We start from the raw sequence: 15498 nt of genomic DNA on the forward strand, positions 1-15498 counted from the left end.
CTGGCATGTTGTAGAAGAGCGGGCGGCGTAGAGTGGGGCAGCGTAACCCGCAAAATGAGTTAAGCGATACAATCTGCCACCGCGTCTACAGCGGCGTAGGGCGGATTCGGCGCAAAGCGACAACCCGCCATTCCGTTGCATCGATCCGGTGTGTCGCAGTGCCTTAGTGTGATTTTTTCACCGACAAAAGAACAAATTGTGGGTTTGAACCTGTTCCCGATAAGCCAATCTCGATCATGGCGTTACCATGATGGCCTTCAATGTAATAAGTGATGCATGTGTAAGGGAGTATCGAATTTGCGCTCGTAGATTTCTTGGATAGGGAGATGTAATTGACTGTGCCTGTTATTATAAGAACTTCGGGGTTGTGGGCTGCAAATTCTTTGGCCGATTTGTTTGCAATGCTGTTCCATTCTGCTTTGCTATAAGCACGAAGGAGCAGGACGCCAGACTTACCAAACCTTGCTAGCAGTGTTGTCAATCCATGCCGGATGAGTGTGGTTGGCGTATTGGGAAGTTGTTTGCGAAGAGTAATTCCTAGGGTTGCCCCAGTCGATGTGATAAATAAGTAAGGAAGCGCAGCCATAAAGAAAAGTCCGAAGAACCATGCAAAATGGGGCAGGGCGCCGATTGATGCAAATAGTCCAACAGCAAACGCAGGGACGAGCGCACATGCAAGGAGCCTACCAGTAATGAATGCGGCTGTAGTGCTGATAAAAAATGCAATCAACATTGTGATGTATGCAGTATCCAAATTCGGTTCCTAAAATTAAGTGTGGATTGCTTGCTGTATTGCATACTGGATAAAGGTGGGAATTGTTTTGCGGCGCGTAGTTTGAGCTGAATACAATGTAGCCCAACATCTTGTCGGTGCAGTGTTGGGCTCCACTCAATCTACGTGTTGATTTTGTGTCCGTAAGTGTACACAGCAGTTATGAAAATGGGGTGCGCCAGCATTTCCGGTGTCGTGATTAGGGTACAAAAAAAACGCCGGCTCATTGCCGGCGTTTTTTCTCAAATACAACTCACCAATCAAGACCGGTAATCCGCATTGATCTTCACATAGTCATAGCTGAAATCGCACGTCCAAACCGTCGCTTCGACATTGCCGCGGCCCAGCTTCACGGTGATGGTGATTTCCGACTGCTTGAGCACGCGCTGGCCGTCTTCTTCCTTGTAGTCCGGGTGGCGGCCGCCGTCTTTGGCGACGAGGACGTCGTCGAGCCAGACTTCGAGCTGGTCGACGTCGAGTGCGTCGACGCCCGAGTAGCCGATCGCGCAGAGGATGCGGCCGAGGTTGGGGTCGGAGGCGAAGAAGGCGGTTTTCACCAGCGGCGACTTGCCGATCGCGTAGCCGACCGTCTTGCACTCGTCCCAGGTCTTGCCGCCTTCGACCTTGATCGTCATGAACTTGGTCGCGCCTTCGCCGTCGCGGATGATGGCCTTGGCGAGGTACTGGCTGACTTCTAGCACGGCGTCGCGCAGCAGCGAGAATTCGGCGCTGGCCGCGTCATCGATTTCGGCGTTGCCGGCCTGGCCGGTGGCTGCGAGGATGAAGCTGTCGTTGGTGCTGGTGTCGCCGTCGACGGTGATCGAGTTGAACGAGCGGTCGGCTGCCCACTTCACCAGGTCCTGCAGCAGAGACTGGCTGACGCTGGCGTCGGTGGCGACGTAGCCGAGCATGGTGGCCATGTTCGGGTGGATCATGCCGGCGCCCTTGGCGATGCCGGTGACGGTGACCAGCTTGCCGCCGATTTCGAGCTGCACCGACTTGGCCTTGGGCGCGGTGTCGGTGGTCATGATCGAGTACGCGGCGGCGGCCCAGTTGGAAGGCAGCAGATCGGCCTTGGCGGCCGGCAGCGCCGCGATGATTTTCTCGAACGGCAGCGGTTCGAGGATCACGCCGGTCGAGAACGGCAGCACTTCGGCCGGGGTGACGCCCAGCGCTTCGGCAGTCGCGAAGCAGATCTGTTTGGCGCGCTCGAAGCCGTCGACACCGGTGCCGGCATTGGCGTTGCCGGTGTTGATCACCAGCGCGCGGACTTCGCCGCTTTCGGCCAGATGGGTCTGGCAGATGCGCACCGGCGCGGCACAGAAGCGGTTGAGTGTGAACACACCCGCCACGCGTGTGCCCGGCGCGAATCGGAACAGGGTCACGTCCTTGCGGCCGACGGTCTTGACGCCGGCGGAGGCAATACCGATTTCCACGCCGGCGACGGCGTGCAATTGGGCGGGATCGAGTTCGGGCAGATTCACGGGCATGGCGGGGCTCTCTGGCGGCGCGGGGAAAACGGCGAGTTTACCGCAGTCGGGTTCAGCTTTCAGGCGTGGTTTTGGAACGGCCAGCCGTGGTTGTATCGACAGTAGTTGCGGCTGGTGTGGGCCAGACGACTACATCGTCCAGCAGGTAGATCTGGCACGGCTTTCTAGCGGCCGATTGGCACATCTTCAGCGCGTAGTACTGCGCTGCGCCAGCATCGTTGTATCCCGTCAGGTAGGCAAAGCCGGGGCCATCGGGATTGAAGGCGAAGACACGAGGGGACGATTGCTCGGTAATCACCTTGCGGTATTCGGCCCGGGCTTCATCACTGATGTGCTTGGGCAGCGCATCGACATTGGCCATTTCGGCGTAGCCGCTGGGCTTGGGTGTGGGCGGATCTACGTATTGCGGATTGATCACCATGGTCGGCAAGCCGTGCGCTTTGAGGAAGGGCTCGGCCTTGGGCCACCAGATTTTCTCGAAGCCTTCGTGCGTGCCAAACATCAGGTGAGCATTCTGGCGGAAGGCCGGAAAGCTCACCAGCTCAGCTTTGCCGCCGGCTTCGGTATAGCGGGTAAAAAACGACTGCGCGATCCGGGGGGGAAACAGTGAATCGTTCTCGCCATAGAACCAGAGCGAGTCGACCTTGGCGTCCTTGCCCAGTGCCTCGAATGCCTTGTTGATCGAAGGCTCCCAAGTGCAGCCAGGCCAATCCTTGCTGTAGTACAACCCGCCGGCAAAGTTCAGTACGGCCTTCATGCCGGGAATATCCCGCTCGGCCAATGCCAGGCTGGTAAATCCGCCGTGCGACTGTCCCATGACAAGGATGTGGCTACCGTCGACATCGGGTCGTTCGCGGAGCAGCTCGATGACCTTTGCAACATCGTCGGCCTGATTGCGGGCGTCCTGCGCCAGATTGCAGCCTTCGAAGCGGTATTCCCCGCCAGATTTGCCGAAACTGCGGCGCATCGGTAGCGCGACGATATAACCGCGCTTGAGCAATTCCTGCGTCATTACCGTGTAGCGCTGGCGATCCTGATAGAAGGTCTGGCCGGAATTCTTGCCATGGTTGATGACAGCCAACGGAAACGGTCCCGCGCCGTCGGGTTTGAACAGGGTGGTTTCAAGGTCGAAGCCGAAAATGCCCGGCTTGACCGGCAGCATCAGTACCTGCTCGTTCAGGTCCTTGCGCAGGGGCGGGCCGTCGTCGTCGGCGGCATAGGCGGTGATACAGCCGAACAGCAGCAGGAGGGCAAAGAAGCGGGTGGGGAGCATGCAACATTCCGGTGGACGCGTCGGAGGTCGATTGTAGGGGCAACGCGATCGTGCGGCATCGAATTTTTCTCCAGTAGAAAGCGGCTGGAAATGATCGGTAATAATTATTGCTATAACCAACCATTTGTCTTGGGCGGCCGCCACGCCCGCGCAAATCCGCTATAGCGGAATCAGGTGCCGCCTTTCACTCGCATTGTCCGGCGCTGCCCGACCAAGGAGTCCACCATGGCCCCGCAACGCTTGATCCTGCTGGTTCTGTTCGCCGCCCCCGCTGCATGGTCGGCGACGCTTGAAACCCGCGTTCCGGAGGCCGTCGATTGCCTGCAGCCGGCGCGTGCCGAAGCCTCCCCACTTGATGATCCGCTGTACCGCAACGTCTGCTCGAAGCCGGTCCGCATGCTGGGCTGTGCCTTGCCGGGGGCGAGCAACGTCAACTGGCCGTGCAGTCGGGTCGAGGATCTCGGCCCGGGTACCGAGGCGCAGGAGCGGACGGTGCCGCCGCACCAGTCGGTGCAGCTGTATCGCGGCTGGACCTATGCGGTGTGCCCGGCCGACGCCAGCCTGTCCGGCCGTTTCGATGGTGCTGAACTGACCTACCGCTGCGTGCGGACGTCGTCGCGCTGAGGCCGGGGGCTGGCCGGACATGAAAAAACCGCCGGGCGTACCGGCGGTTTTTTTGCGGGGAAGAGGGAATCAGGCTTGCGCCAGCTTCAGCCGCGCTGCCGGGGAGAGCCCCAGCATTTCCTTCCACTTGATCAGTGCCGAGACCAGGATCACCGCGCCCAGCGCCATCATCACGATCGAGATGATGCCGTTGAAGATGTTGTAGCCCTTGGCGGCGGCGTTGAAGTAGACGTTGTCGATCATCCAGTAGCCGGCGTAGTTCACCGTGACGAACAGATAGGCCAGCGGGATCAGGCAGGTCAGCATGTAGACGCGCTTTTCGGCGATGCGCAGGATCACGGTGGCGCCGATGATCAGGCCGACCGACGCCATCAGCTGGTTCGACACGCCGAACAGCGCCCACACCGAGTTGATGTCGCCCGAGTTCAGCAGATAGCCCCAGGCAATGCAGGCGAGGATGCTGGTGCCGATCGCGCCGGGCATCCAGTCGGTGCGCTTCAGCGGCGCCCACAGATCGCCGAGGAAATCCTGCAGCAGGTAGCGCGACACGCGGGTGCCCGAGTCGATGGCGGTGAGGATGAAGACGGCTTCGAACATCACCATGAACTGGAAGAAGTACGACGCCAGCGACGAGAACCACGGGATCTTGGTGAAGATGTCCGCCATGCCGACGGCCAGCGTTACCGCGCCGCCGGTGCGGCCCTGCAGGTCGAGGCCGATGGACTGGCTCAGCGCCGGCAGGTGGATCACGTCCATGCCGAGGGTCTTGAAGACTTCCGGGGTCGAGTTGATCGCGAAGTAGTCGGCCGGGTGCAGCGCGGTGGCGGCAACGAGGGCCATCACGCCGACCAGGCATTCGGCCAGCATCGCGCCGAAACCGACCGGCAGGATGTCGCTCCACTTGTCGATCTGCTTGGGCGTGGTACCCGAGCCGATGAAGGCGTGGAAGCCCGAGATCGCGCCGCAGGCGATGGTGATCGAGATGAACGGCCAGACCGGGCCGGCCAGCACCGGGCCGCCGCCGTGGATGAAGTCGGTGACCGCCGGGAACTGGATCTGCGGGTTGATGAACACCACGCCGACGATCAGCAGGCCGAACACGCCGATCTTCATGAAGCTCGACAGCGCGGCACGCGGCGTCAGCAGCATCCACACCGGCAGTGCGGTGGCGAAGAAGGCGTAGATCGGCAGGATCAGCGACACGGTCTTGGCGTTCAGCGACAGCCATTCACCGACCATCGTGTGCTGGATGTAGGGGCCGGCGAACACGCAGGCCATGATCGCGACGATGCCGACATAGCTGGCGTTCTTCATGCTGCCGGTCATCTTTTCCCACAGGCCGACACAGATCGCGATCGGGATCGTCATGAACACGGCGAACGCGCCCCACGGGTTGCGTTCGAGCGCATGCACCACGACCATCGACAGCCCGGCCATGGTGATGGTGATGATGAACAGCATCGCCAGACCGGTGCACCAGCCCGCCACCGGACCGAGCTCGGTCTTGGCGACTTCGGACAGCGACTTGCCGCGGTGCTTCATCGACGCGAACAGCACCACGGTGTCATGCACCGCGCCGCCGATCACACAGCCGATCAGCAGCCACAAAAAGCTCGGCAGATAGCCGTACTGCGCGGCCAGCACCGGGCCGACCAGCGGGCCTGCGGCGGCGATGGCGGCGAAGTGGCCGCCGAAGGCCACCCACTTGTTGGTCGGCAGGTAATCCTTGCCGTCCTTGAGCTCGTGGGCGGGGGTGATTTTTGTATCATCGGCTCGCAACACCTTGCGGACGAAAAACACCCCGTACAGGCGGTAGCAGATCATCAGGATGCAAATGGTGGCGATCACGAACGTCAGGGCGTGATCCATGGCGGCACTCCGGTGGGTGAAATGGAATGCCGCCATCTTGTGCGCGTGGCTTGATCGAAAGGTGGCCGGATCGGGTCAGCGGTTGCCGGCGGATGCGAGCGGTGCCAAACCCGGGGGGAGCGGTTGGCGCTTTGTTCCCCGTCTAGGTGCGCTGGCGGGCGTCAGATGATGCCGAGCGCATCCTTCACCGTACGCAGGAAGCGCCGGCTCACCGGTACCGTCAGCCCGCCTACGGTGTGGATGTCGGCGGCGCCGTTGTCGCCGAAGCGGATCTCGGCGATGCGCGCCGGGTTGACGAGGTGCTGGCGGTGGCAGCGCAGCAGCGGCGTCTTGTCCTCCAGCGTTTTCAGCGTCAGCTCGGTGAAGTGCTCGTTGCCGTCGGCGTCGACCAGATAGACGCCGCTGAGGCGGGACAGCGCGTATTCGACCGCATCGACCTTTAGCAAATAGACACGGTTGTGGCCGTAGCACGGCAGCTGCGTCAGCGGCGCGTTGCCGCCGATCGCATCGATCTGCTGCGGTGCACGTTCCTTCCTGAGTCGCGCGAGCGTCTTGGCCAGCCGCGCCGGTTCGACCGGTTTGAGCAGGTAATCAAACGCGTGTTCCTCGAAGGCCTGCACGGCAAATTCGTCGAAGGCGGTGACGAAAACGATGTGCGGCATCCGTTCCGGATCAAGCATCGCCAGCAGTTGCAGGCCGGAAATCTGCGGCATCTGGATGTCGAGGAACACCACGTCCGGATGCAGCCGGTTGATCGCGGCAATGGCTTCGATGGCGTTACCGGCCTGGCCGATGATCTGCAGGTCGGCCTCGGGCGCCAGCAGTTCGGCGAGTTCGTCGCGGGCCAGCGGTTCGTCGTCGACGATGAGGATCCTGATCATGTTGTGTGCTCCGGCTGTGTCGCCAGCGGCAGTTGCAGGATGACGCGGGTGGCGACGTCGGGTTCGCACTCGACGCGCACGCCGAAGCGCGTGCCGTCGCGGACCTTGATGCGCCGGTCGACCAGATTCATGCCGAGGCCGTCGCCCCCCGGCTTGGGGTGGTACAGCCCGGCATTGTCTTCGACCACCAGGCTCAGCACGTCGCCGTCGGCATGCGCATGGATGCGGATCCGCCCGGCACCGAGCAGTTGCGACGTGCCGTGCTTGATCGCGTTCTCGACGATCGGTTGCAGCGAGAACGCCGGCAGCTGCACACCGAGAAAGCGCTCGGGCAGGTCGATTGCGACGTCGAGCCGGCCGGCAAAGCGCGCCAGTTCGATCTGCAGATAGGCGTTCACGTGTTCGAGTTCGTCGGCCAGCGTCACCACGTCGCTCGGGCGCTTGAGGTTCTTGCGGAAGAAGGTCGACAGGTACTGGATCAGCCGGCGCGCGTGGTCGGGGTCGCGGCGGATCACCGCGCTGATCGTGTTCAGCGCGTTGAAGAGGAAGTGCGGGTTCACCTGCGCGTGCAGCAGCTTGATCTCGGACTGCGCCAGCAGCTGCTGCTGCGCATCGACGCGGCCGGCGAGGATCTGCCGCGAGAGCAGCTTGGCGATGCCTTCGCCGAGCGTGCGGTTGAGTCGCGAGAACAGCTTGCGCTTGGGCTCGTACAGCTTGATCGTGCCGACGACGCGGTCGCCTTCGCCCTGCAGCGGAATCACCAGCGTCGAACCGAGCGGGCAGCCGGGCCGGATCGAGCAGCGGTAGGGCATGGCGTTACCGTCGGCGAACACGACCTCGTTGCGGGCGATGGCCTCGAAGGTATAGGCCGAGGTGATCGGCGTGCCGGGCAGATGGTGATCGTCGCCGATGCCGATGAAGGCCAGCAGCTTGTCGCGATCGGTGATCGCCACCGCACCGACGCCGGTTTCCTCGTAGATGATGCGCGCGACCTTGGTGCTGTTTTCCTGGTTGAAACCGTCGCGCAGCGCGCCTTCGGCACGGGCGGCGATTTTCAGCGCGCGCGACGAGAACGCGGTCGAATACTTTTCGAACATTGCCCGCCGGTCGAGCAGGATGCGCATGAACATCGCGCTGCCAATGGTGTTGCTGACCAGCATCGGCAGCGCGATGTGTTCGACCAGCTGCGCCGCCATCGCGAACGGCCGGGCGACGGCGAGGATGATCAGCATCTGCATCACCTCGGCGAACAGCGCGACGCCGCCGACCAGCCACGGCGTGAACAGGATGTCGACGCGGCCGCGACGGATCAGCCAGCGGTGGACCAGACCGCCGATCAGCCCTTCGGTGACGGTCGAGATCATGCAGGCGGTCGCCGTCGGCCCGCCGAGCGAATAGCGGTGCAGCCCGCCGGTGAAACCGACTGCCAGCCCTACCGATGGCCCGCCGAGCAGGCCGCCCAGCACCGCGCCGATCGCCCGGGTGTTGGCGATCGAATCGTCGATGTGCAGGCCGAAATAGGTGCCGAGGATGCAGAAGGTCGAAAAGACCAGATAGCACGCCAGCTTGTGCGGCAGGCGGATCGTCACCTGCATCAGCGGAATGAACAGCGGCGTTTTCGACAGCAGATACGCGATCACGAGGTAAACGCACATCTGCTGCAACAGCAGCAGCACGAGATTGAACTGGTCGAAGATCATGCCGGGACTTCCTGACGGCATCGCCGAACGATGCATTTCTTACCGATTGTCGTCGGCATGGTGGGGTTTTGCAGCTTTTCCGGTCGTGCGGCAGCCCCTTTTCGGGGCGCGCGGGCAAGCGGTGCACCGCAATGCGTGCGGCGGCGGATTCTAGCGCTGGCGCACCTTTGCCGTGTAGTGCGTTGCGGGAAACTTCATGTTTCCCTGATGCCGGACAAGGGTTTCGTGCAAAAAAGTATCGGTATCGACCGGTTTTTGTGGTTGTCCGCATGTAGTCGAAAAAATTATGTTTCAGCTGCGCGCTGCCCGGAAGGCTAGGGGACGCGGCAAGCAGGGCACCGTTTCGGGGCGAAGACCCCGGGCGCGGGCAGAACGGGCCGGACTGGATACGACACACGGAGCAAGCGATGACGACATTGGTTCTGCGCCCGGCCGGGTGCTGCGCGGACGGGCTGGATGCCGCCGCCGCGCACCGGCTAGGGGGAAAACCGGATTGGCGCTGCGGCGGGCCCGTGGTTTATGGAAGGTTGCGCCCGTTTGTCATGTCCACCATGGCCGAACGGGGGTGATGCCGATGCGCCCCCATGCACCGTCATCCGTTTTCCGTCAGTTTGCAGTGGGTCGTGCCGCAGGTGCCGCCGGCTGCGGGGAAAGGAGCAGCACCATGACCCCAGACCTTGAAGTTGTCGAACTGCAGGGCAATGAATCGTTCCGTGTCTGGTACCACGGCTACCCGTTCCGTACCGTGCGCTGGCACTACCACCCGGAGTACGAGATCCAGCTGATCGCCGAAACCAGCGGCAAGTACTTCGTCGGCGATTTCATCGGCGATTTCGCCCCGGGCAATCTGGTGATGACCGGGCCGAACCTGCCGCACAACTGGGTCAGCGAACTGCCCGAGGGTCAGACCGTCGAGCGCCGCGGCCTGATCGTGCAGTTTCCGGCCGAGTACATCAGCAACGGCATCGCCGCGTTTCCGGAGCTGGCCCACACGCAGAAGCTGCTGGCCGAATCGCAGCGCGGGCTGGTGTTCTGCGAACACACCGCCGCCGCGGCCAAACCGATTTTCGAGGAGCTGCTCGACGCGCAGGGCTGCCGCCGCATCGTGCTGTTCCTGTCGCTGCTCGACCTGCTGGCGCGGTGCGAACACCGCCAGCCGCTGGCCAGTGCCGGCTACCGGGCAGACCCCGAGCACTACATGTCGTCGACGATCAACCAGGTGCTGTCCTACATCGGCGAGAACCTCGCCAGCGATCTGCCCGAAGCCGATCTGGCCGAACTGGCCGGGCAGAGCGTCAGCGCGTTCTCGCGCTACTTCCGCAAGCACACCGGCATGTCGGTCGTGCAGTGCATCAACCGGATGCGGATCAACCGGGCGTGCGAACTGCTGGCGAGCAGCGAGTTCACCGTCACCGAGATCTGCTTCCTCGTCGGCTTCAACAACGTGTCCAACTTCAACCGGCACTTCCTGGCGCAGAAGAGCATGTCGCCGTCGAAGTTCCGAAGTTGCCAGCAACTGAACGCCGCCTGCCTCAGCGCCGCCTGACCGGCCGCTGAAATCCGAACCGAACAACCGATCCTGCGCGAAAAAACGCGCCGGGAGGGGAGCGCTACATCGTGACATTCCTTGGGCTAGACCTCGGCACTTCCGAAGTGAAGGCCATGCTGGTCGACGACGAACAGAAGCTGCTGGCGAGCGATGCCGTCCGGCTCGCCATTGCCAGCCCGCAACCGCTGTGGTCCGAGCAGAGCCCGGACGAGTGGTGGCACGCCACGCTCAAAGCGATCGACCGGGTGCGCAGCGCCGCGCCCGAGGCGTTCGCCGCCTTGCGCGGCATCGGCCTTTCGGGGCAGATGCACGGCGCGGTGCTGCTCGACAAGCACCAGCGCGTGCTGCGCCCGGCCATCCTGTGGAACGACACCCGCGCCCACGCCGAGTGCATCGAACTCGAAGCGTTGGTGCCACAGTCGCGGCAGATCACCGGCAACCTGGCGATGCCCGGTTTCACCGCGCCCAAGCTGCTGTGGCTGCAGAAGTACGAGCCGGCGATCCGCGCCCGCGTCGACAAGGTGCTGCTGCCCAAGGACTACATCGCCTTCCGGCTGACCGGCGAATTCGTCTCGGAGATGTCCGACGCCGCCGGCACGCTGTGGCTCGACGTGGCCGGCCGTGACTGGTCCGACCGGATGCTGAACGCCACCGGGCTGGACCGCGCCAGCATGCCGCGGCTGGTCGAAGGTTCGCAGGCCGGTGCCGCGCTGCGGCCGGCACTGGCGGCCGAATGGGGCATCGCCCACGAAGTCGTCGTGGCCGGCGGCGCCGGCGACAACGCCGCAGCGGCGGTCGGCATCGGCGCGGTGTCACCGGGCGACGCCTTCATCTCGCTCGGCACGTCGGGCGTGATGTTCGTCGCGAACGAACGCTTCCTGCCCAATCCGGCGCAGGCCGTGCATGCCTTCTGCCACGCGCTGCCACAGCGCTGGCACCAGATGAGCGTGATGCTCTCGGCCGCCGCCAGCCTGACGTGGGCGTCGCAACTGACGCAGACGCCGGTCGGCGATCTGGCCGGGCTGGCGCAGCGTGCCGATGCCGCCCGCGCGCCGCTGTTCCTGCCTTACCTGAACGGCGAACGCACGCCGCACAACAATGCCCGCGCCAGCGGCACGCTGCTCGGCCTGAACGGCACCAGTGACCGCGCCGCCGTCGGCTACGCGGTAATGGAAGGCGTCGCCTTCGGCCTGGCCGACGGCTATGCCGCGCTGGCGGCGACCGGCAGCCGCGTCGGGACCGCGTCCTTCGTCGGTGGCGGCTCGAGGAGCCGCTTCTGGGGCGAGCTGATCGCCAGCGCCACCGGCATCACGCTGCTGCGCCATGCCAATGGCGATTTCGGCGGCGCGTTCGGCGCGGCCCGGCTCGCCCGGCTGGCGGTGGGCGGCGAAGCGGTCGAGGCCGTCTGCACCGTGCCGCCGGTGGCCGAAACGATCGCCCCGAATCCCGAAATGGCCGCGCTGCTGCACGCGCGGCACGACCGGTTCCGCCGTGCCTACGCGGCGCTGGAACCCGAATTCGCCCGGGCCTGAGGCCCGCCGACCAACCGAGAGAAGGAGAGCGCCAGACACGGCCCTGTTGAACCGAACCGGCCGCGCCATGAGCGTCGGTGCATTCCCGTAGTCCCTTTGTGATGAGAGATCTGGAGATCGCCATGTACCACTCGAACCGTTTTCTGAACCTGACCGTCAAGACCCTCGCCGCCGGCCTCTGTGCCGCTGCCATTGCCGCACCGGCGCAGGCCGCGCCGCTGAAGATCGGCATGTCGTTCCAGGAGCTGAACAACCCGTACTTCGTGACCATGAAGGAAGCGCTGGAGCAGGCCGCCGGCTCGATGGGCGCGCAGGTCGTGATCACCGACGCCCGCCACGACGTCTCGAAGCAGATCAGCGACGTCGAAGATATGGTGCAGAAGAAGATCGACATCCTGCTGCTGAACCCGACCGACTCGGTCGGCATCCAGAACGCGGTGAAGTCGGCCAAGAAGGCCGGCGTCGTCACCGTCGCCGTCGACGCGCAGGCACAGGGCCCGATCGATTCCTTCGTCGGCTCGAAGAACTACGACGCCGGCGTGATGGCCTGCGACTACCTCGCCAAGAACATCGGCAGCAACGGCGACGTGGCCATCCTCGACGGCATCCCGGTCGTGCCGATTCTCGAACGCGTTCGCGGCTGCAAGGCGGCACTCGCCAAGTACCCGGGCATCAAGATCGTCTCGGTGCAGAACGGCAAGCAGGAACGTGCCACCGCGCTGACGGTGACCGAGAACATCCTGCAGGCCAATCCGAAGCTCAAGGGCATCTTCAGCGTCAACGACACCGGTTCGCTCGGTGCGCTGTCGGCGATCGAAGCCTCGGGCAAGGACGTGAAGCTGACCAGCGTCGATGGCGCGCCGGACGCGATCAAGGCGCTGCAGAAGCCGAACTCGAAGTTCATCGCCACCAGCGCGCAGTACCCGCGTGACCAGGTCCGCCTGGCACTGGCGATCGCGATGGCGAAGAAGTGGGGCGCCAACGTCCCGGCCACGGTGCCGGTCGACGTGAAGCTGATCGACAAGGCGGGTGCCAAGTCCTTCAACTGGTAAGAACCCGTCCCGGAAGGTGACTGCGCCTGCCGGGACAGGTTCCGGATGTACCGGTACGTTACCGCGAGGCGGCGTACCCCAACCCTCCCAAGGGGTGACGATGAGTCAAAGCCACAATCAAACCATCCTGACGCTGGAACACATCTCGAAGTCGTTTCCGGGCGTGAAGGCGCTGCAGGACATCCACCTGTCGGTGAACCGCGGCGAGGTGCATGCGCTGCTCGGCGAGAACGGTGCCGGCAAGTCGACGCTGATGAAGATCCTCTGCGGCATCCACCAGCCCGACGCAGGCCGGATCGTCTTCGACGGCGCCGAGCGGCAGTTCGAGCGCTACAACGACGCGATCGCCGCCGGCATCGGCATCATTTTCCAGGAGTTCAGCCTGATTCCGGACCTGAACGCCGTCGAGAACATCTTCCTCGGCCGCGAGCGGACCAACCGGGCCGGGCTGTTGAGCAAGGCCGAAATGCGCCATCGCGCGGCGATGATTTTCGACCGCCTCGGCATCGACATCGACCTGACCGTGCCGGTGCGGCACCTGTCGGTCGCCGAGCAGCAGTTCGTCGAGATCGCCAAGGCGCTGTCGCTGAATGCCAAGGTGCTGGTGCTCGACGAGCCGACCGCGACGCTGACGCCGAGCGAGGCCGAGCACCTGTTCTCGATCATGCGCGAACTCAAGGCGCACGACGTGGCGATGATCTTCATCTCGCACCACATGGAAGAGATCTTCGCCGTCTGCGACCGGATCACCGTGCTGCGCGACGGCCAGTACGTCGGCACGACCGACGTCGCGACGACCGATGTCGACGCGCTGGTCGAGATGATGGTCGGCCGCCGGCTCGAGCAGAGCTTTCCGCCCAAGCCGGCGCGCAATCCGGGCGCCCGCAAGGTGCTCGAAGTACGCGCGCTGCAGCGCTACAAGCACGATCCGGTCAACCGTTTCGACCTGCACGAGGGCGAGATTCTCGGTTTTGCCGGCCTCGTCGGTTCGGGCCGGACCGAGCTGGCACGCGCGGTGATCGGCGCCGATCCGGCGCACCGCAAGGAGGTGTGGCTGAACGGCAAACCGGTGAAGCTGAACAACGCCGGCGACGCGCTGGCGCAGGGCATCGGCCTGCTGCCCGAGAGCCGCAAGACCGAGGGGCTGATTCTCGACTTCTCGATCCGCGACAACATTTCGATCAACAACCTCGGCAAGTACCAGCGCGTCGGGCCGCTGATCGACCAGGGGCTGGAAGGCCGCACCACGGTCGACGTGATGCGCCAGGTCGGCGTCAAGGCACCGGGTCCGGGCACGCGCGTCGGCACGCTGTCGGGCGGCAACCAGCAGAAGGTGGTGATTGCGCGGTGGCTCAACCACCACTGCAAAATCCTGATCTTCGACGAGCCGACCCGCGGCATCGACGTCGGCGCCAAGGCCGAAATCTACAACCTGATGCGCCGGCTCACGGCGCAGGGCTACGCGATCATCATGATCTCGTCGGAACTGCCGGAAATCGTCGGCATGTGCGACCGGGTCGCGGTGTTCAAACAGGGCGCCATCGTCACCGTACTGGAAGACGACGCCATCGAATCGAACGAGGTAATGCGCCATGCAACCGCAGGTTCTCACCATGAATTCGCCTGACACCGCCAAGGCGGCGCCGGGCTTCGCCACCCGCTACAAGCGCTTCAGCCAGTCGCCGGTGTTCTTCCCGCTGATCGGCCTCGTGCTCGTCTGCATCGCCATGGCGCTGACGACCGAGCATTTCTTCGACCCGGACAACCTCGTCAACATCGCCCGTCAGGTGTCGGTGAACGCGATCATCGCCGTCGGCATGACCTGCGCCATCCTCTCCGGCGGCATCGACCTGTCGGTCGGCGCGGTGATGGCGCTCGCCGGCACGCTGATGGCCGGGCTGATGGTCGGCGGCATGCCGCCCGAAGCGGCCATCGCCATCGGCCTCGGCGTCGGCCTGCTGTTCGGCGTCGCCAACGGCTTCTTCGTCGCCTACGCCGGCATGCCGCCGATCATCGTCACGCTGGCGACGATGGGCATCGCCCGCGGCATCGCGCTGATCTACACCGGCGGCTACCCGATCGACGGCCTGCCGGACTGGTTCGCCTTCTTCGGCAGCGGCAGGGTACTGGGACTGCAGGCGCCGGTGCTGATCATGCTGCTGGTGTTCGTCGCCGCCTACGTGCTGCTCGACCACACTCCGGTCGGCCGCTACATCTACGCGATCGGCGGCAACGAGGAGGCGACCCGGCTCTCCGGCGTGCGCGTGCCGCGCTACAAGCTGCTGGTCTACGGCCTGTCGGGCCTGACCGCGTCGATTGCCGGCCTGGTGCTGACCTCGAGGCTGATGTCCGGCCAGCCCAATGCCGGCGTGTCGTTCGAACTCGACGCGATTGCCGCGGTGGTGATGGGCGGCACGGCGATCTCGGGCGGCCGCGGCTCCATCGTCGGCACGCTGATCGGTGCGGTGATGCTGGGCGTGCTCAACAACGGGCTGAACATGATGGGCGTGTCGCCCTACGTCCAGAACATCATCAAGGGCGTGATCATCCTGCTGGCGATCTATATCAGCCGCGAGCGCACCAAACGCCGCTAGCGACCGCCAGCACGCCGCGAATCCTGCGTTGCACGCGCTTGCCGTACCCGAATGTACTGTCTTCGCGCGTACGCCTTGTCTTCGCAGCGTGCTGACGGCCGCTGAGTCCCCGACCCTTTAACCCAACCGTGCACACCGATGCCGGCGGCGAAAACCGCCCGG

12 protein-coding genes are annotated in these 15498 nt (G+C 64.0%); 6 read left to right on the plus strand and 6 right to left on the minus strand.

The annotated features are described in order from the left end of the window. Nucleotides 1-163: 163 nt before the first annotated feature. The 3 genes from JMJ54_RS09795 to JMJ54_RS09805 all read right to left on the minus strand — a co-directional run bounded on the left by JMJ54_RS09795 (nucleotide 164) and on the right by JMJ54_RS09805 (nucleotide 3679). On the minus strand, nucleotides 164-754 hold the full coding sequence (locus JMJ54_RS09795; RefSeq protein ID WP_203538230.1) for a hypothetical protein: 591 nt from the start codon (nucleotides 752-754) through the stop codon (nucleotides 164-166). Between the two features lie 278 nt (nucleotides 755-1032). Then, complete coding sequence (gene argJ, locus JMJ54_RS09800; RefSeq protein ID WP_203538231.1) at nucleotides 1033-2262, minus strand: bifunctional glutamate N-acetyltransferase/amino-acid acetyltransferase ArgJ; 1230 nt, start codon at nucleotides 2260-2262, stop codon at nucleotides 1033-1035. 52 nt (nucleotides 2263-2314) lie between these two features. Continuing rightward, nucleotides 2315-3679 (minus strand): dienelactone hydrolase family protein, encoded by a 1365-nt coding sequence (locus JMJ54_RS09805; RefSeq protein WP_203538233.1) that lies wholly within the window; start codon nucleotides 3677-3679, stop codon nucleotides 2315-2317. A gap of 81 nt (nucleotides 3680-3760) precedes the next feature. Between JMJ54_RS09805 and JMJ54_RS09810 the strand changes: the two genes are divergently transcribed. Next, nucleotides 3761-4159, plus strand: coding sequence for a hypothetical protein (locus tag JMJ54_RS09810; RefSeq protein ID WP_203538235.1), 399 nt, complete (start codon nucleotides 3761-3763; stop codon nucleotides 4157-4159). A gap of 69 nt (nucleotides 4160-4228) precedes the next feature. Here JMJ54_RS09810 and JMJ54_RS09815 read toward each other — a convergent pair whose 3' ends face one another. The 3 genes from JMJ54_RS09815 to JMJ54_RS09825 all read right to left on the minus strand — a co-directional run bounded on the left by JMJ54_RS09815 (nucleotide 4229) and on the right by JMJ54_RS09825 (nucleotide 8609). After that, nucleotides 4229-6028, minus strand: a complete 1800-nt coding sequence (locus JMJ54_RS09815) for a carbon starvation CstA family protein (protein WP_203538237.1) — start codon at nucleotides 6026-6028, stop codon at nucleotides 4229-4231. A 161-nt stretch (nucleotides 6029-6189) separates the two neighbouring features. Further along, on the minus strand, nucleotides 6190-6909 hold the full coding sequence (btsR, locus tag JMJ54_RS09820; RefSeq protein ID WP_203538239.1) for a two-component system response regulator BtsR: 720 nt from the start codon (nucleotides 6907-6909) through the stop codon (nucleotides 6190-6192). Continuing rightward, entirely contained in the window at nucleotides 6906-8609 is a 1704-nt protein-coding gene (locus JMJ54_RS09825; RefSeq protein ID WP_239000013.1) for a sensor histidine kinase, read from the minus strand. The genes btsR and JMJ54_RS09825 overlap by 4 nt, the downstream gene beginning before the upstream one ends. A 664-nt stretch (nucleotides 8610-9273) precedes the next feature. Here JMJ54_RS09825 and JMJ54_RS09830 point away from each other — a divergent pair. The 5 genes from JMJ54_RS09830 to JMJ54_RS09850 all read left to right on the plus strand — a co-directional run bounded on the left by JMJ54_RS09830 (nucleotide 9274) and on the right by JMJ54_RS09850 (nucleotide 15336). After that, a complete protein-coding gene (locus tag JMJ54_RS09830) occupies nucleotides 9274-10155 on the plus strand; it encodes an AraC family transcriptional regulator (protein ID WP_203538241.1) in 882 nt (293 codons plus the stop codon). 71 nt (nucleotides 10156-10226) lie between these two features. Next, on the plus strand, nucleotides 10227-11690 hold the full coding sequence (gene xylB, locus JMJ54_RS09835; protein WP_203538243.1) for a xylulokinase: 1464 nt from the start codon (nucleotides 10227-10229) through the stop codon (nucleotides 11688-11690). 122 nt (nucleotides 11691-11812) lie between these two features. Further along, nucleotides 11813-12742, plus strand: coding sequence for an ABC transporter substrate-binding protein (locus tag JMJ54_RS09840; RefSeq protein ID WP_203538245.1), 930 nt, complete (start codon nucleotides 11813-11815; stop codon nucleotides 12740-12742). Between the two features lie 100 nt (nucleotides 12743-12842). Next, complete coding sequence (locus tag JMJ54_RS09845) at nucleotides 12843-14369, plus strand: sugar ABC transporter ATP-binding protein (protein WP_203538248.1); 1527 nt, start codon at nucleotides 12843-12845, stop codon at nucleotides 14367-14369. Then, nucleotides 14356-15336, plus strand: a complete 981-nt coding sequence (locus tag JMJ54_RS09850) for an ABC transporter permease (protein ID WP_203538249.1) — start codon at nucleotides 14356-14358, stop codon at nucleotides 15334-15336. Before JMJ54_RS09845 ends, JMJ54_RS09850 begins: the two co-directional genes overlap by 14 nt. Nucleotides 15337-15498: the final 162 nt, after the last annotated feature.

It is taken from the genome of Jeongeupia naejangsanensis (assembly GCF_016865585.1).
GTDB classification, from domain to species: Bacteria; Pseudomonadota; Gammaproteobacteria; order Burkholderiales; family Chitinibacteraceae; genus Jeongeupia; species Jeongeupia naejangsanensis.